Source organism: Polynucleobacter antarcticus, assembly GCF_013307245.1.
GTDB classification, from domain to species: domain Bacteria; phylum Pseudomonadota; class Gammaproteobacteria; order Burkholderiales; family Burkholderiaceae; genus Polynucleobacter; species Polynucleobacter antarcticus.
The window spans coordinates 1,682,548-1,706,533 of record NZ_CP028941.1; the positions used below are offsets into that span (position 1 = coordinate 1,682,548).

A 23,986-nucleotide genomic window follows, 5' to 3' on the forward strand; every position below is an offset into this window, starting at 1 on the left:
ATTTTTATACATAGCTTAGCGGGGGATAATAAAACTTGATTTTTCATCGCGAGTTCTGGAGATCAACGTATTTCCAGACATTTCTTGAGCAATCACATCAAAAAATATGGGGTAGTTACCTGGCTTATTGGCACCAGTGGTAGCGCTCACTTTAATAGGTATTAGTAAATTACTAGCCGGCCCAACCTCAATATCCGTAACGACTTGGCCTTGAGAATTCAGGATAGTTAAGTCAGGTAAGCCTCTTGCATTGACTTGCACCTGCATGCTATTTTCAGAGGCGTTCATAATCTGGATACGATAAATATTTTCAATTCTTACCCCATCGACTTCCCGCGCTAATGCACCACGATCTCGCATGACATCCACCCGTAAAGGATTGCGTACGAATAGCGATATTAAGAAAGCGCTAGCAAGAACAGTAATAAATCCAGCATAAATGAGCACGCGGGGGCGCAAGATATGGCGTATCGCACTATGATTTGACGCCTGATCTTCAATAGCACGCTCAGTGGTGTAACGAATCAGTCCCTTGGGATAATCTACCTTTTCCATGACCTGATCACAGGCATCAATACAAGCCCCACAACCAATGCACATATATTGCAAGCCATCCCGAATATCAATTCCTGTGGGGCATACTTGCACACAAATACTGCAATCAACACAGTCACCTAAACCCAAATGGGTATGGTCATCCGACTTAGAGCGACTTCCTCGAGGCTCACCCCGAACTTTGTCATACGTTACTAAGAAAGTATCTTTGTCTACCATCACACTCTGAAAGCGGGCATAAGGACACATATATTTACAAACCTGCTCACGCATAAATCCAGCATTGCCCCACGTTGCAAAACTATAAAAGCATAGCCAAAATGTTTGCCATGGTCCCAGGGAAAAACTTAAGATGGCAGTACTCAGAGTATTAATTGGGGTGAAATAGCCAATAAAAGTAAAGCCGGTCACAAAAGCAATCAGTAGCCATAGAGCGTGCTTAGTAAGCTTTAGGCGCCACTTACGAATACCCCAAGGCCACTCTTGTCCATCTAGGCGGATACGAGCAAAACGATCCCCTTCAATCTGACGCTCGATCCACATAAAGATTTCTGTATAAACAGTTTGCGGACAGGCGTACCCACAAAATAAACGGCCAGCGATCGCCGTAAATAAAAAGAGTGCCAGCGCAGAAAGAATGAGTAAGAGTGTGAGATAGATCACATCCTGTGGCCATAACACTAGGCCAAAGATATAAAACTTACGCTGTATTAAATCAAATAGCACTGCTTGTCGGCCATTCCAGCTAATCCAAGGAAGGCCATAAAATAGCAGTTGGGTAGCTAGTATGAGAATAATTCGCCAACGGGCAAAAAGTCCCGTGACTGATCGTGGATAAATTTTCCTCCGAACCTCATAAAGAGATTCCTCAATGACATCTATAGGAAAAGGTTTTCCAGTCGGATAATGTTCTGTCACGAATTAATACATTATTTAGATTGAGTTGTCTTATTGTTCGATAAGCCCCAAACATAGGCCGTCAAGAGATGAATTTTTTCTGGGCTTAGCACTCTGTCTTGAGCAGGCATCATAGCCATACGCCCCTTAGTGAGGGTCTCCATAACTGCTTCCTGAGAGCCCCCATATAACCAGGTTTTATCTGTCAGGTTCGGCGCACCTAAGACGATGTTGCCCTTGCCATCTAAACCATGACAAGCAACACAGTTCGCTTTATACACTTCTGCACCTCGGACCGTCTTTAGATTATCTGTAGGCAGGCCTGAAAGACTGCGAACATAATTAGCAACTTCTGTGATTTGCTGACTTTCTAAATGCGCAAATGCGGGCATTACCCCATTTCGTCCATGCAGAAGAGTTGTCTTAATATTGTCTGGGGATCCGCCATAAAGCCAATCCTTATCAGTTAAATTTGGAAAGCCTTTAGAGCCTCCTGCATCCGAACCATGACACTGTGCGCAAGAATTCAAAAACAAGCGTTGACCCATTTCTCGTGCTTTTGGATCAGCAGCCACTTGCTCGATATCCATATTGACATATTTAGCGTAGACAGGCTTTAACTCATCATTAGCATCAGTCATAGATTGCATCAGGGCGCTATCACTGCTATACCCTAAGGCGCCTGGGTAAGAACCTAAGCCGGGATAAAGCACTAAATAGGCCAAAGCAAAAATACAGGAGAGCAAAAACATCCACATCCACCAACGGGGTAATGGATTATTAAGCTCTCGTAAGTCGCCATCCCAAACATGGCCTGTATCCGCGACTGCGCCATCAGCGGTATGCACTACTTTTGCCTTGCGTTGAGAAAATAGTAGCCAAATACACCAAACAATGCCAACTAGCGTTACTAAAGCAATATACGTACTCCAGCCAGTGCTAAAAAAATCACTCATGATGGGTCCTTCCTAAATTCATCTGGAATATCAAATGGAAGCTCAGCTGACTCCATATTTGCTTTTTTTCTCCCAGGGGACCAGGCCCACCAAATAATCCCAATAAAAAATACCAGGCCTATTACGGTAGAAAAAGCAGAGAGATAGGGGGTGATGTATTCCATAAGCTTGGGATCTTTTTTATTATCAAGATAACTATTTATTTGCTAACTACTTCATCGACTGTGATGTACCGACGTGAAATCCCTAGGCCTTGAAGATAGGCAATTAAGGCATCTTCTTCTGTCTTGCCCTCTAACTCCTGTGGGGCATTGAGCAACATCTCATTGGTATAAGGCACACCTAAGCGTCGCATGGCTTGCATATGCGCTTGGATTGAAGAGGCATCAGCAGCATCTTTTTGCAACCAAGGATAGCCAGGCATATTGGACTCTGGCACCACATCCCGTGGATTACGTAAGTGAATCCGATGCCACTCATCAGAATAGCGACCTCCAACCCGAGCCAAGTCTGGGCCAGTACGTTTGCTACCCCATAAAAATGGCCGATCAAATACAGATTCACCCGCCAAAGAGTAAGGACCATAGCGCTCGACTTCAGAGCGCAAAGTACGGATTTGCTGGGAATGGCAACCCACACAACCTTCACGCTGATAGATATCACGGCCCGCTAAACGCAAAGCGGTATAGGGCACTACTCCAGGACTAGGCTCAGTAGTAGTGTGTTGAAAGAACAGGGGGACGATTTGAACTAAGCCCGCAATGGACACTACGACGATAGTGGCAATAATTAACCAACCAACATTTTTCTCAAGCGTTCCATGGGAAAAGAATTTATTTTCATTCGACATCTTCTTCTCCTTCTAGTGATTGGTGATTGCTAATGGAATAGGTGCATCAATAAAAGCTTTGCCTTGCACAGTCTTAAAGACGTTGTAAGCCATTAAGAGCATGCCGCCTAGGTAACATAAGCCGCCTATTAAACGAATGACATAGAAGGGATAGGTTGCCTTTACAGACTCAACAAAGCTATAAGTCAGAGTGCCATCTGATTCAAAAGCTCTCCACATCAAGCCTTGCATTACTCCAGCAATCCACATAGCCGCAATATAAATCACTACACCAATCGTAGCAATCCAGAAATGAATCTCGATTAACCGCGTACTGTACATATCCTTCTGCCCTACCAAACGCGGAATCAGGTAATACAAAGAGCCAATAGTAATCATGGCAACCCACCCTAATGCCCCTGAGTGCACGTGACCAATTGTCCAGTCGGTGTAATGAGAAAGGCTATTGACTGTCTTGATAGACATCATGGAACCTTCAAAGGTAGACATACCGTAAAAGGATAGTGCTACTACTAGAAATTTTAAAATAGGGTCACTACGTAACTTATGCCAAGCACCGGATAAAGTCATGATGCCGTTGATCATCCCACCCCATGATGGAGCTAGTAAGATTAAAGAAAATACCATTCCTAAAGATTGAGTCCAGTCCGGTAATGAAGTATGTTGTAAATGATGTGGGCCTGCCCACATATAGGTAAAGTTCAAAGCCCAAAAGTGCACGATAGATAAGCGATAGGAATAGATAGGCCGCTCAGCTTGCTTAGGAATGAAGTAGTACATCATGCCCAAAAAGCTCGTGGTTAAGAAAAACCCCACCGCATTATGTCCATACCACCACTGCACCATGGCATCTTGCACACCAGCATAAGCAGAATAGGATTTCCATATGCTGGCTGGCATCTCCAAATTATTAAATATATGAAGAATGGCAATCGTCAAAATATAAGCACCAAAAAACCAATTGGATACGTAAATATGTTTTGTTTTACGCTTCATGATGGTGCCGAAGAATACAACGGCATATGCTACCCACACCACGGTGATCAAAATATCAATAGGCCATTCCAGCTCTGCATATTCTTTCGAAGTCGATATTCCTAAAGGCAGCGTCAATACAGCCAACACAATGACAGCTTGCCAACCCCAGAAGGTAAACGCAGCCAACTTGTCACAAAAAAGCCTGGCCTGACAGGTACGCTGAACGATGTAATAAGAGGTTGCAAAAAGAGCTGAGCCACCAAAGGCAAAAATAACGGCATTGGTGTGTAAAGGGCGTAAACGACCGTAACTGAGCCAGGGAATGTTAAAAGTAATTTCAGGCCAGATGAGCTGCGCAGCAAGAATCACTCCCACCAACATGCCCACAATTCCCCAAAGTATCGTCACGATGGCAAATTGACTAACAACCTTGTAATTAAAATTTTCTTGATTACTCCCCACGGTAAGCCCCATGGTCTCTCCTATTTTGACCCAACAGCGATACAAGCTAAATACACTGTGTTGATTGTCAAAGTAAGCCCTGATGGGCGTTTTGATCTAGATCAAAAAGGATGCGTACATTTCAGTCCGCCTAATGCATATTTATTCACCGTCCTGGGTGATTCGTACTTTTTGGGGCTTTGGATTATCGTCATCCATGAGAATCGCCTCCCCTGGGCCCTCTAAGTCATCAAATTGACCGCCTTTGATAGACCAAAATAAAAACCATACCAACAATCCCACCAGTAAAAGGGAAATAGGGATTAACAGGTAGAGACTTTCCATCGCCTTAGTCTAAGCTTTTCTGAGGCGCCATGCATTCAGTGTCACCGCAATAGAAGATAAAGACATACCTACTCCAGCTACCCATGGATTAACCCAGCCCATCATCGCTACTGGAATAGCGAGTACGTTATACATTAAAGCCCAGAGTAAGTTTTGCCGAATAATAGATCGAGCCTTATCTGCCAAACGCAAGGATTTTGCTAATGGCAATAATGAGCTGGCAGTCAGAATCGCATCTGCTCCAGCACTTGCTAATGGCGCACCTGATCCAACAGCAATCGAAACATCAGCTCGAGCTAGCAATGGCGCATCGTTAATACCATCACCAATCGCCCATACAAAACAACCCTCTTTTTGTAAGCGTTGGACATAATCATGTTTGTCTTCTGGTGAGCAGCCCCCTTGAAAGCTGCTAATACCTGCCTCATGAGCCCACCATGCAACCGTTGGTGCATCATCTCCTGATACTAAGTGAACCTTGATGCCCCTTAAATGCGCTGCTGACAATAAAGCCTTCATGCCTGCCCTAGGAGTATCTAAGAAAATAAAGCTGGCAATGACACCTTGCTCATCTGCTAAATGTATCTGCCCATATTGACTGGCTAATAAATCTGAGGAATGTTTTCCATGTTTACTAATACCGATCCACTCAGAACTCCCCAATCGGAAGGTGCCTGAGCTAAGCCCTTTACCTAAATGGTTGATGATGGACTCATCCAGAATAGCCGGGTCTATATTTTCTATTTGGGTTGCACGCAAAAGAGAAAGGGCCAGAGGATGTTTTTGCCCAAGCTCCATAGCGGCTGCCAAAGCTAAAGCTTTTTCACGAGAGTATTCAGGGCGTACGATAATCATTTCTTGAAGTTCTGGTTGTCCCATCGTGAGAGTCCCAGTTTTATCTAATACCAAATCAGTCGTCTTTAAAAGGCCTTCTAAAACATGTCCACGCACTACTAATAAACCCAGCTTAGCAACTGCTCCTTGGGCTGCTGCCATAGCTGTTGGAACTGCAAGTGATAAGGCACAGGGGCAGCTAGCTACCAATACAGAAACCAGTACAGTCCATGCCCTACTAGAATCGATGTACCACCAAATAGCAGATGAGAGAAAAGCGCTTACAAGCAGTAAGCTCACAAAGTAGCCAGCCCATTTTTCAGCAAGACTCACCATGACGGGCTTTGCTTGCAATGCCTGATCTAACAGTGATGCAATACCAGCAATACGGGTAGCCTGGCCAATAGCTTCAATCTTCATTAAAAAAGGATTGAGAATATTGTGGGTTCCAGCATATAGGGGGTCACCTATTTTTTTGTCAATCGGTTTTGACTCTCCAGTGAGCAAGGCCTCATCGAGTGCACTCTCATATTCAATGAGGACGCCGTCCGCAGGAACAATATCTCCGGGTGATATTTGCAACACATCCCCAAGATGACAGCTAACAACTGGCACAATTTCTATTTTTTGTGATGTGGGGTATTGAGGAAGACGCTGACAGATTGCGGGTAATTGCTTCGCTAACGCTTCTGCTCCACCTTGTGCATCTTGCCGAGCCAGTAATTCAACATAGCGCGCGGCCAAAATGAAGGCAACAAACATGGTGATAGAGTCGAAGTAGCTTGGGCCAGAAACGGTTATCAAGTTAATAGTACCCGCTAGAAAAGCCAGTGCTAATGCTAGGGCAATCGGAACGTCCATACCCAATACATGCGATTGACGAAACGACATCACACTTCGCCATGCTGCTTGAAAAATAGGACCCGCTGAATACACTATTACGGGGACCGTTAAGATCCAACTCGCCCAAGATAACAATAAAGCATACTCAGGTGTGATGTCACTATCGCCCACGTATGAAGGCCAGGCATACATCATGACCTGCATCATCCCTAGCAAAGCAACTCCAAGTCGGGTGAGCAACTGCCGTCGTTCTTTTTGCGCCATTGCTATTGCTAAAGAGGGTTCAAAAGGCCACGCCTCGTAACCAATGCGTTCAATCTCAAATAGTAAGCGTGCCAGACTTGTTTTCTCAGGATTGAAATCTACTTTGACTTTTTGACTCACATAGTTGATCTGCACATCTTCAACGCCAGATATGCGACGTAAATGTTGCTCGCATAACCAAACGCAAGCAGCACACCTAATTTTTTCAAGACGTAAAGTGGTTTCGAGATACTCCTGATTAGCACTAAGACGGGTATAGCGACTCAATAAGGATGGGTCATCATACGGCGCCAAGCTTTCTGGGATCTTATTTGACGCAAGATACGCCGCCGGCTTTTCACCCGTCTGAGCACGGCGAGCATAAAAAAGTTCAAGCCCCTCACCATGAATAGTTTGTGCAACCGCCATACAGCCAGCACAACAAAATTTTCTGAGTTCTCCGGCAAGATCAGTCTCATAACATTCCTCCGGCAAGATCACACTTCCGCAGTGGTAACAGCTATTTCCACGCAGAGATAGATCCATTAATCAGAAATCAATGGGAGTTTAAAGACTTGCTTGCCCATCCGCGACGACGTTCATACAGCACAAACAGAACGCCCCATATGACTGCGGCAGCGTAAGCCCAAACCCAAGACACCTGGGACGTCCGGGAGCCAGTAAGGTCTAAAACAAAGCCAAAAATAGCAGGGCCTAATAAGCCTCCACCAAATCCCATTAAAGAATGTAAGCCCATAGCTGCGCCTTTAACATCTTCTTTTGCGCTAATTACTAAGCCTGCAGTTAAGGTCGCTGAATCAGCCATAATAAAAATAGTATGCCCAATCGATAAGGCAATAATGAGCCACCAAGCTTGGCCCATCGATAAGGCTAAGCCAAGGCCACATAAGGCACTAGCAATCATCACAAAACAGATCCACTTCTGTCGGCCAACACGTAACGCAATCTCATTACCAATGATGGAGGATGGCACTCCAAAGAAATTGATGAGTCCTGCTAATGTTGTAGCAGTGATGAAAGCAAGTTCGCCAGAGAGAATGGCGCAAAAACCAAAAAAAGCGACGATCCAACTGCGTGAGGCAAATAATTCAATAGAGTGGGCGGTGTAACCAAAAATAAATCCCGAGGCTGTTTTATCTTTGAGTACTAGGCGCCACTTATTGATTGGAAAGATATCGCCCAAGCGGATCTGAATCGGACCACGCCACTTTTCATGGGTGAGCGCTGGAATAAATAGCAGCACGGTCAAGAAAGCAGTAAATGGCCCAAGTGCGATTAAGCCAAAAACATATCGCCATCCCAAGGCATCCAAGATCCATCCAGAGCATACGTAAGAAAATCCAGTGCCGATCCCAAAAAAGGCCGTATAGAAAGCGATATGGCGCGTCAGCTCACCGGTTTTAATTCGATCCGACAGAATTTTTAAGCCCGGCATGTAAGTGCTGGCCAAACCTGCGCCATTTAAGGCCATAAAAATCAGTGCTGTCCAGAAGTTATAGGCAAAAAGTCCCATGCCCAATAAGCCACAGCTGGCCAAAATGCCACCACATAAATAGACTTTTTTTGCATCTATACGATCGGTTAATGCAGTGGCTAGGGGAACCATCAACATATAGCCAAAGAAAAACGCACTCGCGATCAATCCTGATTCCAGATTGCTCAAATGCCACTCTTCTTGCAAGGTTGTTAACACTACGGCATAACAAGCAAACCCGAGAAGAGCGCATGTTTGCGCCATTAGCATGAGCGGCGTATAGCCAGTAGATTTAAAATACATAGGAACGCTAACTCGACTTACTGTTGACTACGATTGGGCGAATCCTGAAATCCATTGGATCGGAAGGTAAGAACGAGAGTATCTCTATGGCCATGAGCACCTATCGGCTGTATAGGCGTAGATTCATGGATCATGCGCTCATCATTCATGAGTAGAAGTGACCAGGGCTGAGTAAGCGTAAAGCGTAAGCCTGCTGATCCGGTAGCATCAAAGATCCGCGTCTCTCCGCCTTTAATACTCACTCTATCTAATAAAAATACAGCTACAAAATCGACGCCATCACGATGCGCACCCTCAGGAGTGGGTCGTCCAATACCATCCGTAGTATCAATCCGAAATTGATGCGCTTCGACAAACCACGTGTTTACCAATTTCACACTATTAAGAATACGAGTAATACCTACTATGAGTGATTGCCAAGCGGAGCTATTACTGAGCTCGGCTTGTGCGGGCTCGAACCAACGCTCTATGCCCCCATGCAAAGCGTTGTAATCCACTGACTGCCAATGGGCACGATGTGAAACCATAGTCAGTGCATCGCCTTTGACCTCATAACTGACATGGCGTCTATAGCGGTATCTTCCCCCATCCTTTAAATAAGGGTCGCGTGGCAAATCATTCCAGTACTGCGTCAGATCTATTAATTGTTTTAAAGGTACCCCAGCGATTTGAGCAACGTTCTCAGCTGCAATAATGGCAAAGCCATCAGACTGTAAAGATTGTGGCAAATCTGAGATAGTAGTCAGCGGTGGGTAAAGACTTGTGAGCGTCATAAGCTTATTCTAGGCTATTGCCAGTAAATCAACTACTTACCTACCAAGATGGTAGTGGCATCCGATACATTCACCTCTTCACTTTGTTAAACATTATGCCCAGAGCCCCATCATCGGCTACAGAATGGACGGCAAAGCAATAATTCGAGATAAGATGATGTCTTTCAAAGACTATATAGGAAGATCATGAATTCAGGCCCTCATAAGGTAGCTCTAGTTACAGGCGCTGGAACAGGTATCGGTAAAGCCGCAGCAAAAGCGCTTCTCAAAGGGGGCTTTAAGGTTGTGCTCACAGGCAGAAATCAGGATCGATTAAATAGTGCCATTCAAGACATTGGCGGGGACACTACAAATTGCCTAGCAATTTCCTGCGATGTGGGTAAGCCAGAGGCAGTAAAACATTTATTCTTAGAGATCCAAAAACAGTTTGGGCGTCTCGATGTGCTCTTTAATAATGCTGGAATGGGAGCGCCCGCTATACCCATGGAGGAGCTCACCTACGAGCAGTGGATGAATGTTGTCAATGCGAATTTATGCGGTGCGTTTCTTTGCTCCCAAGAAGCGATCCGTATGATGAAAGCGCAATCACCCCAAGGCGGCAGAATTATCAATAATGGCTCAATCTCAGCTCATGCCCCCCGCCCGATGTCAGCACCTTATACGGCCACGAAACATGCCATCACGGGCCTCACTAAAGTCATCGCCTTAGATGGCCGCCCATTCAATATTGCGTGTGGTCAGATTGATATTGGTAATGCCGCAACGGAGATGACAGATCGTATGGCCGCTGGCATTATGCAGGCCGATCAATCGATTAAGGTGGAGCCCCGTATGGATGTAGATCATGTGGGTGAAGCTGTTTTGCACATGGCCCAACTGCCACTAGAGAGCAACATTCTCTCGATGACCATCATGGCAACCAACATGCCCTTTGTTGGTAGAGGATAGTTCATCGAGGATCGAGTACTTAAGGTCTGACTTTATCCACTAGTAATAGGATATTGGAAGTGCCTACTTTGATTGTTTGAGGCTCTGAAATTAAGTCCCCAGACTCTGGTGCAGCCATACCTGTTTTAGAGATACGCACCTCTATAGATACCTCTGGCAATTGCGATATCAAGGCGGTGGGACTCATTGACAAAGAGTCATTGAGAACAAAGCTTATCGGAAAAGCTCCGGCAGCTACTCTTAAGACTGCTACTGGCATGCGCTCTCCGGGTTTGCGTGCAATCACCATTAAGGTATCACCCGCCTTTACGTTGGATTTCAGCTGAGGGCTAATATCGACTTGGCCACTCACTCCTTTATTACTTATTACCGGAGTACTCGCTGGCGCAAGACCACCCTTTGCCCGCGCCTCGGCAATCGATGCAGTCAGCGCACGCGCCTCATCAGAATCCGCAGGTAACTGTTTAGCTAGTCGTTCCCAGGTTTGGACAGCTGCTTTGTAGTTCTGCGAGTCGAATGAAGCGGTTCCAGAAAGCCATAAAGCCAGTAAATTATTAGGATCTAGAGCCAGCGCTTTATTAATCAGCTCGAGGGGCTTACCGGCAAATTTTCCACCTGCATTGGCAGCGAGAGCATCTGCATAGTCAGCCAAAAATTGGGGATCTGAGTCAATGAAGGAACCTGCTCGGGCATAGGCTTTTGCAGCATCCGCATTACGACCCAAAATCCGATAAGAGCGTGCCAACATCGCCCAGCCCTGAAGATTTTCAGGGTCTTTCTCCATTTTTGCCGCGAACTCATTCACCATTTTTTCAACCGATTCTTGACTCATGGGATTTGGTGAATTTTGCTCAGCGATCTGAAATGCGCCACCCCAAAGAAAATAAAAGACGGCTGAAAGTGCTACTACAAAAATACCAACCCCAATCATGGTCTTTTTAGGGGATCTCAATACAGATAGATCATCCGCCTCATTCGTATCCTGAAAGAGGCGCTGACGCATTTCAGCATGAATCTGCTCATAACTAGCACTATCTACTACGCCAGATGTTCGATCAGACTCAAGCTTGTCGAGCTCTTCACGATAAATTGCGGTATTCATTTCGCGACGAGAAGTTTCTGATTTTTTATTAGCAAAAAAGAATGGTCGCAATAAGAAGGCTAGAACCAAAATTAATAAAGCAATGGCGGAGATTAAAAAACTAGTCATGGCTACCTTCAGTAGTACGGGATTTAGCACCCTTTAGTAATGCATCAATCCGGCGATTATCTTCATCGGATAGTTTCGTACTAGGTATGCTGAGATTTCTACGACGCAGATAAATCAGTAAACCCATAATGCCAACAAATAAAATAGCAAAGGGACCTATCCATAAAAGCCAAGTAATTGGCTTAACGGGTGGTCGATATAAAACAAAATCGCCATAACGATCCACCATGAAAGTCCGAATTTGCGCATCTGTCTTACCTGCAACGATCAGATTTCGAATCTCACGGCGTAAATCATTTGCTAAATCAGAACGTGAGCCTGCCAGTGATTCATTCTGACAAACTAAGCAACGCATTTCTGCTGAAATCTCAATCAAGCGCTGCTCAACAACAGGATCATCTGCTAAGGGTGCAGCATCTTTCGCCAAAACAAAATTGGACAAAGAAAGTACTGAAAATACAAAAAAGAAGGTAACGGACAAGCGCTTCAACATTATTTAAGCTCAGCTATTAAAGGGATAATTTTTTGATTGAGTATTTGCATAGTGATGGGGCCAGTATATTTAAACCGAATAATCCCAGTCTTATCTATCACGTAGGTTTCTGGAACGCCGTACACACCATAATCAATGCCTACTCGACCATTACCATCAAATACAGAAAGTGTATAAGGATCGCCAAAGCGTGCGAGCATCAGCAATCCATCATCACGCTTATCTTTGTAATCCAAGCCAATGAGAGGAGCTATCTTTAATTTACCCAGCTCGACTAAAACAGGATGCTCATCACGACAAGCAGCGCACCAGGAAGCCCAGACGTTCAGAATCCAAGGTTGCCCCTTCAAACTTTCTGGAGAAAAAGATTTTTTGGGATCTGCCAGTTGCGGTAATTCAAAAGCGGGGGCAGGCTTTCCAATCAAGGGGGGATGGCACATCCTGCGGATTTCGATCTAAACCAACCGCTAAAAATCCAACCAGCACTACAAATAAAAGAAGTGGAATTAAAAACTTGGCTTTCATGCAGTAGATTTTCGCAGCTTCATGCGGTAGCGCTTATCAGACATTGCCAATAGGCCACCAAGCGCCATAAATAGGCAGCCACCCCAAATCCAATCGACAAACGGTTTGTAGTACACCCTCACTGCCCAAGCCTTATCTTCAAGCTCTTCGCCCAAAGAGACATAAATATCTCGTGTAAGACCCACATCAATGGCAGCCTCAGTCATAGGCATCGTAGAAGAAAAATAATTACGCTTTTCTGGATACATAGTGGTCTCGACTTGACCATTTTTTATGAGTAAAAAAGTGCCTTGTACTGCCTTGTAATTCGGTCCAGGAACTGACTTAACACCTTCTAACTGAATCTGGTATCCACCCACACTCACGGTTTCACCAGGCAACATACGAACATCCTTCTCTTCCTCGTAAGCACCTACCATCGTGACACCAATCACAAAGACAGCGATGCCTAGATGCGCAACTTGCATCCCCATAAATGAACGCGTAGGCTTGCCTGCTTTTGCCTGACGAATGATTTGCATGACGCCCGAGGCTATCACCCAAAAAGCGAGTAAGAAGCCCATGCTACTGAGCCAGGTAAATTCGCCCATCACCATCGGAATCAAGATAGCAGCGGATACAGCCACAAGCGCAGCAATCCATAGGCGCTTAATCACTGCGACTAAATTAGAGCCCTTCCAGCTCGTCCATGGACCGATACCCATCAATACCAGTAAGGGTGACATGATCGGCACGAAGACACTATTAAAGTAGGGAGGGCCAACTGAAATCTTCCCTAAATGCAGGGCATCAATTAATAAAGGATAGAGCGTACCTAGCAAAATAGAAGCACCTGCCACCACTAAGAAAACATTACCCAACAAAATAAATGTTTCTCTTGAAGTTAAGCTGAACTTACCACCCATCGTACTTTTAGGAGCACGCCATGCGTACAACACTAAAGATGAACCCACCACGAGGACGAGGAAAATCAAGATAAATACGCCGCGCGCAGGATCGGTGGCAAAGGCATGCACAGAAGTCAGGACACCGGAGCGCACTAAAAATGTTCCAAGGAGTGATAGTGAGAATGCTGTGATCGCTAGCAAGACCGTCCAGCTCTTAAAGCCGCCACGCTTCTCAGTCACGGATAAAGAGTGTAGGAGCGCGGTACCCACCAGCCATGGAATGAAGGAGGCATTCTCTACCGGATCCCAGAACCACCAACCACCCCAACCCAGCTCGTAATAAGCCCACCAAGATCCGAGTGCAATGCCTAGGGTTAAGAAGACCCAAGCTGCGGTTGTCCAAGGACGTGACCAACGCGCCCAAGCTGCATCTAACCTACCGGAGAGCAGTGAGGCGATTGCAAATGCAAATGCTACTGAGAAACCCACATAACCCATATACAACATCGGAGGATGAAAGATCAGACCTGGATCTTGCAGGAGGGGGTTTAAAGAGCGCCCGTCTTGCGCTGCAGGCAATAGTCTTTCAAAGGGATTGGAGGTGGCTACGACAAATAACAGTAAGCCTGTGATCACAAGGCCTAATACACCAATCACCCGTGCAACCATAAATTCATCTAAGGACTTAGAAAGCTGCGCCACTAAAAATGTCCAGGTAGCCATCAAAAATACCCACAGCAATAAGGAGCCTTCATGACCTCCCCACACAGCCGATAAACGATATATCACCGGCAACAAGGAATTTGAATGCTCTGCTACATATAAAACAGAGAAGTCATTGACATAAAAACTCCATGTCAGGACTAAAAAAGCAATGGCTAGAAGTAAAAACACGGTTTGCGCCGCGGGCCTTGCCAGCATCAGCCACTCACGACGACCTTGGTGGGCGCCAACCAAGGGTAGCACCCCTTGCACCATCGCGATACATAAAGCAAGAATTAATGCATAGTGGCCAAATTCAGGAATCATTTTTTACTTCCATTTTTTTGTGCTTGATCGAGGGCATGCTGTGCCTCTGGTGGCATATAGTTTTCATCATGCTTTGCTAATACTTCGCTAGCAATAAACTTTCCGTCGCTATTTAAACGACCCTGAGCTACCGCGCCCTTCCCTTCCTTGAATAAATCCGGAAGAATGCCGGTATAGGCCACAGGGATGTCTTTGACCATATCTGTGATCACAAAGTTCACTGTTAAGTTATCGCGTTTCACAGAACCTTCTTTAACCATGCCGCCAATTCGAAAGGCTTGGCCTTGGGGTGATTTACCTGCGGCCACTTCGCTAGGGGTGACAAACAGCGCGATATTGCTATTGAGCGCATTCAAGATCAATGTGACTGCTAATCCGATGGCAATGAGTGCGCCAATAATAATGACTACTCTTTTATATCTGGGTTTTAAAGTCACTTCCGAACCTCTTGATCAAACTGATCTGCTACTGCTTCGCGTCGCAGCCTCTTGATAATCGATTGATGGCGAGCACGCACCGCCAAAGTATCTAAGGTTAGCACTAATAGGCCAACACCAAAACTGCACCAAACATACAGCGCGTAACCACCCATCGCGAAGAATTCAGCGGGGCTATTCCACATTATTGATTCACCTCTTTTAACTGTTTAACCCAGTCAGTATGGGCCTCACGCTCCAAAATGATGGCCCGGACACGCATTAACCCTACTGCGACTGAGTACATCCAACAACATAGGGTCATGATGAGCATTCCCCATAGCATTGTTTGAGCCATTGAAGGCGCCTTAGTCAAAGAAACTGAGGCTCCTTGATGCAAGGTATTCCACCACTTCACTGAAAAGTAAATAATAGGGATATTGATGACGCCCACTAGGGCCAAAATTGCGCCTGCCTTGTCTGCACGACGAGGATTATCAATAGAGGCTTTCAGCGCAATAAAACCTAAATACAAAAATAAGAGAATTAATTCAGAAGTTAAGCGCGCATCCCATACCCACCAGGTACCCCACATCGGCTTACCCCAAAATGCCCCTGTCCATAAAGAGAGGAAAGCCATCCAAGCACCAATTGGGGCTAAGGCTTCTGCCATCATCGCGGGTAGGCGCGCATTAAATACCAAGCCTATTCCAGCCCAAGCCGCCATCACTAAATAAATCAGCATGGACATCCATGAGACCGGCACATGAATAAAAATAATGCGGTAACCCTGGCCTTGTACGGCATCTACTGGCGCAATAAAAAAGCTAATCCATAGGCCAATGACGCCAAAAATAATCGTGAGCGCCCAAAACCACGGAATCATTTTTCCAGCCAATGGATAAAAGGTACTGGGACTCGAAAATCGAAACCAGTTCACTCCAGAATTTGTGGTGCTGTTATTTACATTATTCATTCAATTGCAATCTTTACAGCAGTAGCGCTCACCCAAGGTACAAACGCAAACGCCAAAATAAATAAAGCACCCAGTAAAGAAAAGTGCCCTGAAATATCTAAACCAACACTACTCGCATACACAGCGCCCGCACCAAAAATGAGTACCGGAATGTAGAGCGGCAAAATGATCAAACTCATCAGCACGCTACCACCTCTCACCCCCAAGGTTAAGGCTGCCCCAATCGAGCCTAGCAATGATAAAACAGGTGTGCCTAACAAGAGGCCTGCCATCAGGATTTTGAGGGATTCAAAGTCCAAATCAAACTGAATACCAATCACAGGGGCCAATAAAACCAAGGGCAAGCCACAAACTAGCCAATGGGCCACTACCTTACCAAGGACCAGCACCGTTAAAGAATTCGGCGACAACACTAGCTGCTCCAGCGTGCCGTCGGCATAATCCGCTGCAAACATGCGCTGTAAACCCAGCAAAGTCGATAGCAAGGCTGCCACCCAAATCACACCTGGGGCAATCTTTTTCAGCAAGGCAGGTTCAGCACCAATGCCTAGTGGAAATAAGCTGGTCACAATGACAAAGAAAAACAACGCTGTTAAGACTTCACTTTTACGACGCATCACCAGCAATAAGTCGCGTTGCACAATCGCAATAAAGGCATTCATAAATCTAATACCTTCATATTCGCAATAGCCAGAGCTTGATGACTAGTTAATATCACCATTCCATTGCTCTTGAGGTGATCCACGATCAACTGCTCTAATTCTTGAACTGCTGTGGCATCCAAAGCATTGAAAGGCTCATCTAATATCCATAGTTGAGCATGTCTTGTTACCATGCGTGCCATTAAGACCCGTTTTTTCTGACCTGCAGATAAGCAATACACCGGCAAATCTTCGCGCCCCTTTAAACCAAAGCGCCGTAGGGCTATTACAGCATCTTCATCCGTCAGCGCAATACCATCGATGCCCGCATACATTCGTAGATTCTCAAGAGCCGTCAGGTCCTCTTTAAGCGCATCACGATGACCTAAAAATAGTAATTTTTGGCGGTAACCCTGCGCTTCCTGATGAATGGATCTTCCTGCCCAGAGAATATCTCCAGACTCGGGCGAAGCGAGTCCACTCAATAAGCGCAGCAGGCTTGTTTTACCGACCCCATTTTCCCCACGCACATGCCAACATTCCCCTGCAAAGACTTGCAAGCTGAGGCTCGAAAATAATTTCCGCTCACCGCGCACACAGACAAGTGCATTAGCCTCTAGTAGTGGCTGGGTAGAGCTCGGAAAGGTGGAGATAGTGGCTGTCATGAAAGGAAATGGCATGCATCAAGCCGCCAAGGGTATTGTCCAAGAGCCCTTGGGGACTGTCAAACGACCCAAAACCCGAAATATCAATAATTCCTATTTATATCAATGACTTATGTAATTATGGGAATAGGGTCTGAGGAAATAATTACAACTAAGCCGCGCTAAAACGAGCCTTTTGATGAGATCACCGATTTTCTAAGATCTGCGAGCAACCGAAAGGCCCTGCACTTGGTATTTTTCAATCAAGCTGGCGACCATGCCATTGCTGGTGAAATCGGCGACGCAGTCACTCAAAAATGCGATGGCCTCGAGATGAGATTTTTGAGTGGCGATCGCCTGTTGGATGCCAGTAAATTGGCCATTCAAAATACGTGAACCAGGTATCTTTTGAGCCACAGACACTAGGCCTGTTTTTAAGCCGGCTAAGGCATCTAATTTTTCGCGTTCAAAAAGCAAATTGCTCGCTTGCACACTATCAGCATGAACCAAACTAGCATGCTGTAGATTACGCTGTAACCAAAGGTCATAGGCACTATTTTGAAAAGAGGCAATCCGCACCCCCACTTGATCGACTTGCGCAATATCCGTAATCGGAGAACCCGCAGGCACTAGGTAGCTGGCTTCTAGTTCAACATAGGCAGGTGTGAAGGTCACTTTTTGAGCACGCGCAGGATCGGATCCCACCAAGGCAATTCCACATCGCCCACTCGCTGCAGACTCTACTACTTCATCTTGAGTCTTCAAGCCAAATAGCTCCAGCTCTACGCCAAGCTCTTGTGCAATTGCTCGACACATGTCTGGCGCAATCCCTGTGGGCTCACCAGAAGCAGTGCTTCCCGTTACTAATAAGAAATTACCTGCATAGACTGAGGCAGAAAGAATGCCGCGAGGCGCTAATTGCGCCATGACCTGCGGTGATATTAAACGCATGCTCAAGCCCCCATTATTAAGGCGTGATGATGATAGCTCCAGCAATCTTTCTACTCTCTGCAGCCTTATGTGCTTCTGCAGCTTGCTCTAGAGAAAATTTAGCCCCAATCTTCACTTTCACTCTACCTTGTGAGATAGCCTCAAATACTGCACGGGCGTTTTCTTGAAGTAATTCTGGAGTAGCGTTGTGCGGAAACACTGAGGGTCTTGTTAAGTAGAGGCAGCCTTTTTTATTTAAAATCTCTGGCTGAATTTCTGGAGCTGGGCCTGAGGCTGCACCAAACAATGCAACCATGCCAAAGGGTGCCGTGCAATCAAGCGATCCCAAGAAGGTAGTCTTGGCAACAGAGTCATACACCACATTCGCTTTGCGACCACCAGTCGCCTTCAAAAATGATTCGACCCAGTCTGGCTTCGAGTAATCCACTACAGCGTCACAACCCGCTTCCTTCGCTACAGCGACTTTCGCTTCTGAGCCCACAGATCCGACTACAAAAGCACCCAGAGATTTTGCCCAGCCCGCTAAAATTTGACCAACACCACCAGCGGCAGCATGCACCAACACGACATCACCAGACTTCACTTTATAAGTTTTTTGAATCAGGTATTGCGCAGTCATTGCTTTAAAGAACACTGCAGCAGCCACTTCGTCAGAAATATCGTCTGGAACGGAAACCAACTTATCAATAGCTACATTACGTGCACTGGCATAGGCGCCAATACCGGCATTCATGTACATGACGCGATCGCCCAACTTAAAACGGGTCACACCCTCACCCAGCGCCTCAACCACACCAACAGCCTCATGACCTAAACCCGTCGGCAACTCTAATGGGTAATAACCAGAGCGCTGATACACATCAATAAAATTAAATCCCATCGCGGTTTGACGCAATTGCACCTCGCCCTTAGCGGGCGTAGGCAACTCTTTATCAATTAATTGAATCACATCGGCATCACCGAGTGCTGAAAGACTAACAATTCGAGCAGTTGTCACTTTGACCTTATTTTTTAAACAGAAATTTATATTACGGTGAGCGAAGAAGAAGGTACTTCATCGTCTTCTACTATAGCCCAGGTGCTATCGCCTAACTTTTTCACAGCCATGGAGTAGGTCCATGCATCGGGAATGCCACAGCTCCATTGATCGGGTCCATTCTGAATCAATAAATTGACGCCATTGCGATTATCAAAGTAGAGGTGATACACCTTGCCATGAATAGGATTGAAGCCAAATTTAGCACTATGCACCATTTCCGTTGCATCTAATCTTGCTTGGAGTGAACGCGCTTGCTTCATTAGTACTTCAGCTTGCTCCATGATGCGGTCATATTCCAGCTTGGCATTTTGACGTGCAACATTGACTGCCTTATCTTTTTCTTCCGTCACTTTAATCGGCGCAAAGACAGGTGCACCCACTTCCATGGGGTACTCAATACTGGCGTGTCTTGCTGGATCCTTGTCTTCTATTCTCATGACGGTTTCTTATTCACACTCTTTAAGGGGTTGATTCATTTAGCGAAAGTGTGACACAAAACCAGAAAATGCGTCATTTCAAGGGCCCAGAGTGGGCTACAGAGAGTCTAAATTAGCCAAAATGGTCTGAGCATGTGCCTGAATCGCTTGTTGATCCTCAGCGCTAATTTTGGACAAATTGACTGTCATCAGCCTAGTGCGGGGACTAGCGTCAAACTGAGCTCGATGCTTGATGAGAAAGTTCCAATAAAGATTCGTTATTGGGCATGCACCCTCGCCAAACCGAACATCCTGTTTGTACTGACATGAACCACAATAATTACTCATACGTTTAATGTATGCGCCACTAGCAATGTAAGGCTTGCTAGTAAAGCGCCCTCCACTGGCAAATAAAGCCATGCCTGCAGTATTAGGTAACTCCACCCACTCAATTGCATCGACATAAATTGCCAAGTACCAATCACACACTGCTTTTGGGAGAATTTCAGCGAGCAATGCAAAATTACCGGTCACCATCAGACGCTGAATATGGTGTGCATACCCATACTCCAGTGTTTGACCAATCGACTCTTGCATACAACGCATCTTGGTCTTACCAGTCCAATACCAAGCAGGTAGTGCGTTGTGATGATCGTAGAAGTTATCTTCTGCCATCTGCGGCATATCTAAGTAATACATACCGCGTACAAATTCTCGCCAGCCCAAAATTTGACGAATAAATCCCTCTACCGTGGCCAGATCTAAATCTTGTTTTTTCCACGCCACCAATACAGCAGCAATCACTTCGCGAGGATTGAGTAACTTCAGATTGAGCGAGCTAGACAATAAAGAATGCCATCCAAAAGGGGTGTCGGTCCACATTGCATCTTCATGCACCCCAAAGGTCGCTAGCCGATACTCGACAAAACCTTCTAGGGCTTGTAGCGCCTGAGAGCGAGTCACCGGCCACTGAAAATGCGCCAATGATCCCGGGTGATCGGGATATCGTTCCTCTACCTCGGCAATGACTTCTTGGGTAATCTCATCCGGCGCAAACCATTCCGGCGCTGGAATTAAGCCAGGACCTTTTTTAGGAAAAGGCTTGCGATTGTCTTTATCAAAATTCCACTGCCCTCCCTCTGGATTACCCTCTGGATCTACCAAGATTCCATGGGTCTTACGCATCAGGCGATAAAAATACTCCAGCCTTAACTCCTTCTTATTCGCCACCCATTGAGAAAACTCTTGGCGTGAACAATAGAAATGGGCATCTTCTTGCATTTCTAAAGTGATATTTAATTCTGTAGCTAAATCTTCAATCGCTTTTTTGAGGCGCCACTCTCCTGGTTCAACACAGACCAGGTGGTTAAATTGTCCTGAAGTGATTTGATCTCTCAGGCACTCGGCAATCGTTTGCGAAGATTGTTTGAGATATAGCAATGGCAGACCAAGGCCCTCCAACTGCTGAGCAAAGTGGCGCATAGCTGATAAAAATAAGGCAATCCTGGCCTTATGAGACCAAACATGCTGAGCCTCATTAGCAGACTCCACCATCAGCAATCGATCTGCTTTGGGATCGATATGTTGAAGTATGGGGCTATTGATATCGAGCTGATCACCCAATATTAATACGAGCTTTTTAACTGTGAGATTTTTAACTGCGAGCTTTTTCGATGCCATGTTTTATACGAGTAAGTTAAGTTAGCGTTTGTAAAAACTCAGAGTGACTTCACCCAAGTCAATACCAAATTTACTCATCTTAGCTTTATTGATCATCACTTTAGGACTAACAAGGTACATCCAATCTTCAAACTGCACGTGATAAATCGAGTTATCTACAGGCAGCGCCAAGGTATAAGCCCAGTACAAGGCATTGCCAGAAGCCTCGCCAATCGCTTCACCAATGACATCATCAGCCTTACCAATAAATTTTCCGGGAGATACCTCAGTCAAAGTCCAGATACGCTTTTGCTTAGTCCCATCGGAATATTCAAAACTCTCATCTAAGATACCGATTTTCTTACCATCCACTACTTTCCAACTAGCTTCTAGTAGTACGGTAAATCGTTTTTTCACATTGCCACTTCGGTCAGTAAAGATACCGTAAGCATCAATCGTTCCATTAAAATATTCACTCAGGTCTAGAGTAGGTTTCTCATTGGCATATTGCTTAATTATTGGTGAAGAACAAGCTAATAAACTCAAACTCAATAAAAGCCCAAGTGCTACTCTCGAAATAGTTTTAGTCATATACATTTAACAGGCTCCTGAAATTAATGTAGGTGGGCACCCCTTGCCAAGCAAGTCAGTTCTCAACTTAGGCACACTGGTTTTTGAATCTAGCCAAATACCAAAAAAAGGCTTTAGAAAAGTCAGCTCCTGAGATTTGAGCAATTCTTTTACCCTCATGAAAGAAAATGGTGCCTTGCTTGGGTGCATACACAGCAGTCAGCGACTGCCCCGACTCAATATTGGGCAAAATGGCTGTGAGCTCTTTTCCCCAAAGCTGAGCTTGACTTTCTGTAATACCAATATTTTTCATCTCGTCCGCAGAGCGATTGGCAATTGAAGCGCCCGAGAATGATTTTTGATACCGAATATCGAGCGCGAACTCCCCAGTATCCTTTGCTGCCGAGCGATAGAGCGTAGCGTCATATACATGTAAGCCCCAAAAGTTTAAACGCCCAGACCCTTGTATTTGCGCTTGACCCATAGCGCTCTCTAAATGGGGCAGCTCTTTCGCAAAGCTTGAGGACATTGATGTAAGCATGACAGCCACAACAGAAAAGATGGTTAAGGCCATCCCGCTACGAAGTTTTTTTACAAATAAAGATGTCATATCTTTTTAACCCTTTTTATTGACCAGCCATAATGCAGCCGGCCCAAAAATACTGGAAATAGTATGGCGATACTTAGCGAAAAAACGATAAGCTACTTTCAATATCGGCTGCAAGAGGGGCCGTGAAAATAACCATGCAAGGGTTGGCAACCGAGATCGCTGATACGCAGCTACAAACACATCAACCCCATTAATTAATTCTCCATCATCGTACTGAGCGTACATCGAATCTAGTGCTTGCTGGCAAGAAATCCCGAGCCCATCAGGGGAGTAGCGATCAGAATGAATATCCACAAATTGCAAGAGGCCTGCTTCATTACGGCCAGATAAGAAAGTAATTTCTGCCTGACAAAGAGGACAAAGACCGTCATAGAACATGGTGAGCTTTCTCATGATCTTTACTTGGGCTTGTACTGAGTACTGCAATAAGCGCGCGTCACTAACTTACTGCGCAAAGCAACATGCTTGGTTGCTCTACCGGTAACCCTTTTACGCCATAAATTAAAGGAGCTCCGTTTTAACTCTTGACGCATCACTGCGATAACCTGAGGCTCAGAAAACCCAAAGTTTTGTTCAATGGCATCAAAAGGGGTGCGGTCCTCCCAAGCCATCTCAATTAATCTTGATAGCTCTGCTTCAGTAAGCGTTTTTTGCAATGGAATCCCCATCAAGCAAGTTTAAGACTTATTCAATAAACTGGTTGGGTAAGACCCTATATTCAGTGCACGCTGCCCTTGCTCACCAAATCTATTTATGCCCCTTGTTCCTCGCCCCTTTCGCGCATTAATCATCGGATCCTCCGGAACCATAGGATCAGCCCTTGTGGAGCTATTGAAAAATAACCCTAATTGCTCAGGGGTGACAGGTATACACCGCAACTCAGACCATCCCATTGATTATCAGAACTTAACGACTCTAGAAACCTCAGCTGCCGCCTTGTCAACGCAAGGACCTTTTCAGCTCATCATCAATACCATTGGCGTGCTGCACTCGGCAGATTGGATGCCTGAGAAAAAATTGGGCGACCTTAACGCATCGCAATTACAAGCACTGATGTTAGTCAATGCCATTGGCCCTGCTCTCACCATAAAACACTTTTCTACATTATTAGATCCTACAGGCGCAGTGATGGCCACGCTATCCGCTAAAGTAGGCAGCATTGAAGATAATCGCTTAGGCGGCTGGTATAGCTATCGCGCATCCAAGGCGGCTTTGAATATGTTGATTAAAACGACTGCGATTGAGTTTGGTCGCACGAAACCCAATATAGCTCTCATAGCACTGCATCCCGGTACAGTAAATTCGCATCTATCCAAACCATTTAAAGGCCAAGAAATTGGTAGGCCAGCCTTAGAAGCTGCACAAGACATGCTTAACGTCTTGCTCTCAGTCAAGCAAGCAGATTCTGGAACCTTTATTAGTTATTCAGGAGAAAGACTGCCTTGGTAAGTCATCCCAT

27 protein-coding genes and 1 pseudogene are annotated in these 23,986 nt (G+C 45.5%); 2 read left to right on the forward strand and 26 right to left on the reverse strand.

Annotated features, from left to right (window positions below; translation table 11 throughout):
- Window positions 1-15: 15 nt before the first annotated feature.
- The 9 genes from ccoG to DCO16_RS08770 form a co-directional block, all read right to left on the reverse strand.
- Complete coding sequence (gene ccoG, locus DCO16_RS08730; RefSeq protein ID WP_173943291.1) at window positions 16-1,473, reverse strand: cytochrome c oxidase accessory protein CcoG; 1,458 nt, start codon at window positions 1,471-1,473, stop codon at window positions 16-18.
- Between the two features lie 11 nt (window positions 1,474-1,484).
- Window positions 1,485-2,408 (reverse strand): cytochrome-c oxidase, cbb3-type subunit III, encoded by a 924-nt coding sequence (gene ccoP, locus DCO16_RS08735; RefSeq protein ID WP_173943292.1) that lies wholly within the window; start codon window positions 2,406-2,408, stop codon window positions 1,485-1,487.
- Window positions 2,405-2,572, reverse strand: coding sequence for a cbb3-type cytochrome oxidase subunit 3 (locus DCO16_RS08740; RefSeq protein ID WP_173943293.1), 168 nt, complete (start codon window positions 2,570-2,572; stop codon window positions 2,405-2,407). The genes ccoP and DCO16_RS08740 overlap by 4 nt, the downstream gene beginning before the upstream one ends.
- A gap of 35 nt (window positions 2,573-2,607) precedes the next feature.
- Window positions 2,608-3,258, reverse strand: coding sequence for a cytochrome-c oxidase, cbb3-type subunit II (ccoO, locus tag DCO16_RS08745; protein ID WP_173943294.1), 651 nt, complete (start codon window positions 3,256-3,258; stop codon window positions 2,608-2,610).
- Between the two features lie 12 nt (window positions 3,259-3,270).
- Window positions 3,271-4,710 carry a cytochrome-c oxidase, cbb3-type subunit I gene (gene ccoN, locus DCO16_RS08750; RefSeq protein ID WP_173943295.1) on the reverse strand — a complete coding sequence of 480 codons (1,440 nt, stop codon included), beginning with the start codon at window positions 4,708-4,710 and terminating at the stop codon, window positions 3,271-3,273.
- A gap of 129 nt (window positions 4,711-4,839) precedes the next feature.
- The gene (ccoS, locus tag DCO16_RS08755; protein WP_173943296.1) at window positions 4,840-5,022 is read right to left on the reverse strand and encodes a cbb3-type cytochrome oxidase assembly protein CcoS; all 183 of its coding nucleotides are present in this window, start codon (window positions 5,020-5,022) and stop codon (window positions 4,840-4,842) included.
- Window positions 5,023-5,031: 9 nt separating this feature from the next.
- Window positions 5,032-7,488: a heavy metal translocating P-type ATPase gene (locus DCO16_RS08760; protein WP_173943297.1), complete on the reverse strand. Its 2,457-nt coding sequence runs from the start codon at window positions 7,486-7,488 to the stop codon at window positions 5,032-5,034.
- 10 nt (window positions 7,489-7,498) lie between these two features.
- Window positions 7,499-8,740, reverse strand: coding sequence for an MFS transporter (locus DCO16_RS08765; protein WP_173943298.1), 1,242 nt, complete (start codon window positions 8,738-8,740; stop codon window positions 7,499-7,501).
- Window positions 8,741-8,757: 17 nt separating this feature from the next.
- A complete protein-coding gene (locus DCO16_RS08770; protein ID WP_173943299.1) occupies window positions 8,758-9,513 on the reverse strand; it encodes a 2OG-Fe dioxygenase family protein in 756 nt (251 codons plus the stop codon).
- Between the two features lie 186 nt (window positions 9,514-9,699).
- Here DCO16_RS08770 and DCO16_RS08775 point away from each other — a divergent pair, with 186 nt between their 5' ends.
- On the forward strand, window positions 9,700-10,461 hold the full coding sequence (locus DCO16_RS08775) for an SDR family oxidoreductase (RefSeq protein WP_173943300.1): 762 nt from the start codon (window positions 9,700-9,702) through the stop codon (window positions 10,459-10,461).
- Window positions 10,462-10,480: 19 nt separating this feature from the next.
- Here the strand turns inward: DCO16_RS08775 and ccmI are convergent, their stop codons facing one another.
- The 17 genes and pseudogenes from ccmI to DCO16_RS08860 form a co-directional block, all read right to left on the reverse strand.
- Window positions 10,481-11,671, reverse strand: a complete 1,191-nt coding sequence (gene ccmI, locus DCO16_RS08780; RefSeq protein WP_173943301.1) for a c-type cytochrome biogenesis protein CcmI — start codon at window positions 11,669-11,671, stop codon at window positions 10,481-10,483.
- Complete coding sequence (locus tag DCO16_RS08785) at window positions 11,664-12,164, reverse strand: cytochrome c-type biogenesis protein (protein ID WP_173943302.1); 501 nt, start codon at window positions 12,162-12,164, stop codon at window positions 11,664-11,666. Before DCO16_RS08785 ends, ccmI begins: the two co-directional genes overlap by 8 nt.
- Window positions 12,164-12,689: pseudogene (locus tag DCO16_RS08790) on the reverse strand (DsbE family thiol:disulfide interchange protein). Before DCO16_RS08790 ends, DCO16_RS08785 begins: the two are co-directional and overlap by 1 nt.
- On the reverse strand, window positions 12,686-14,605 hold the full coding sequence (locus DCO16_RS08795; protein WP_173943303.1) for a heme lyase CcmF/NrfE family subunit: 1,920 nt from the start codon (window positions 14,603-14,605) through the stop codon (window positions 12,686-12,688). The pseudogene DCO16_RS08790 and the gene DCO16_RS08795 overlap by 4 nt, the downstream one beginning before the upstream one ends.
- Entirely contained in the window at window positions 14,602-15,042 is a 441-nt protein-coding gene (gene ccmE, locus DCO16_RS08800) for a cytochrome c maturation protein CcmE (protein WP_173943304.1), read from the reverse strand. The genes DCO16_RS08795 and ccmE overlap by 4 nt, the downstream gene beginning before the upstream one ends.
- On the reverse strand, window positions 15,039-15,227 hold the full coding sequence (gene ccmD, locus DCO16_RS08805; RefSeq protein ID WP_173943305.1) for a heme exporter protein CcmD: 189 nt from the start codon (window positions 15,225-15,227) through the stop codon (window positions 15,039-15,041). The genes ccmE and ccmD overlap by 4 nt, the downstream gene beginning before the upstream one ends.
- Entirely contained in the window at window positions 15,227-15,997 is a 771-nt protein-coding gene (ccmC, locus tag DCO16_RS08810; RefSeq protein WP_173943306.1) for a heme ABC transporter permease CcmC, read from the reverse strand. The genes ccmD and ccmC overlap by 1 nt, the downstream gene beginning before the upstream one ends.
- Window positions 15,994-16,659 carry a heme exporter protein CcmB gene (gene ccmB, locus DCO16_RS08815; protein WP_173943307.1) on the reverse strand — a complete coding sequence of 222 codons (666 nt, stop codon included), beginning with the start codon at window positions 16,657-16,659 and terminating at the stop codon, window positions 15,994-15,996. The genes ccmC and ccmB overlap by 4 nt, the downstream gene beginning before the upstream one ends.
- Window positions 16,656-17,318: a cytochrome c biogenesis heme-transporting ATPase CcmA gene (ccmA, locus tag DCO16_RS08820; RefSeq protein ID WP_254598028.1), complete on the reverse strand. Its 663-nt coding sequence runs from the start codon at window positions 17,316-17,318 to the stop codon at window positions 16,656-16,658. The genes ccmB and ccmA overlap by 4 nt, the downstream gene beginning before the upstream one ends.
- A gap of 180 nt (window positions 17,319-17,498) precedes the next feature.
- Window positions 17,499-18,233, reverse strand: coding sequence for a transporter substrate-binding domain-containing protein (locus DCO16_RS08825; RefSeq protein ID WP_173943308.1), 735 nt, complete (start codon window positions 18,231-18,233; stop codon window positions 17,499-17,501).
- Window positions 18,234-18,249: 16 nt separating this feature from the next.
- Window positions 18,250-19,230 (reverse strand): quinone oxidoreductase family protein, encoded by a 981-nt coding sequence (locus DCO16_RS08830; RefSeq protein WP_173943309.1) that lies wholly within the window; start codon window positions 19,228-19,230, stop codon window positions 18,250-18,252.
- A 26-nt stretch (window positions 19,231-19,256) separates the two neighbouring features.
- Window positions 19,257-19,709: a DUF2452 domain-containing protein gene (locus DCO16_RS08835; protein WP_173943310.1), complete on the reverse strand. Its 453-nt coding sequence runs from the start codon at window positions 19,707-19,709 to the stop codon at window positions 19,257-19,259.
- Between the two features lie 96 nt (window positions 19,710-19,805).
- Window positions 19,806-21,368: a cryptochrome/photolyase family protein gene (locus tag DCO16_RS08840; protein WP_173943311.1), complete on the reverse strand. Its 1,563-nt coding sequence runs from the start codon at window positions 21,366-21,368 to the stop codon at window positions 19,806-19,808.
- Window positions 21,369-21,389: 21 nt separating this feature from the next.
- Complete coding sequence (locus tag DCO16_RS08845; protein WP_173943312.1) at window positions 21,390-21,938, reverse strand: DUF3833 domain-containing protein; 549 nt, start codon at window positions 21,936-21,938, stop codon at window positions 21,390-21,392.
- Window positions 21,939-22,005: 67 nt separating this feature from the next.
- Window positions 22,006-22,527, reverse strand: coding sequence for a chalcone isomerase family protein (locus DCO16_RS08850; protein ID WP_217426650.1), 522 nt, complete (start codon window positions 22,525-22,527; stop codon window positions 22,006-22,008).
- A gap of 6 nt (window positions 22,528-22,533) precedes the next feature.
- Window positions 22,534-22,920: a thiol-disulfide oxidoreductase DCC family protein gene (locus tag DCO16_RS08855; protein WP_217426651.1), complete on the reverse strand. Its 387-nt coding sequence runs from the start codon at window positions 22,918-22,920 to the stop codon at window positions 22,534-22,536.
- A gap of 5 nt (window positions 22,921-22,925) precedes the next feature.
- Window positions 22,926-23,183: a TIGR03643 family protein gene (locus DCO16_RS08860; protein ID WP_254598029.1), complete on the reverse strand. Its 258-nt coding sequence runs from the start codon at window positions 23,181-23,183 to the stop codon at window positions 22,926-22,928.
- Window positions 23,184-23,385: 202 nt separating this feature from the next.
- Here DCO16_RS08860 and DCO16_RS08865 point away from each other — a divergent pair, with 202 nt between their 5' ends.
- A complete protein-coding gene (locus tag DCO16_RS08865) occupies window positions 23,386-23,976 on the forward strand; it encodes an SDR family oxidoreductase (RefSeq protein ID WP_367652066.1) in 591 nt (196 codons plus the stop codon).
- The last annotated feature ends 10 nt before the right edge of the window (window positions 23,977-23,986 follow it).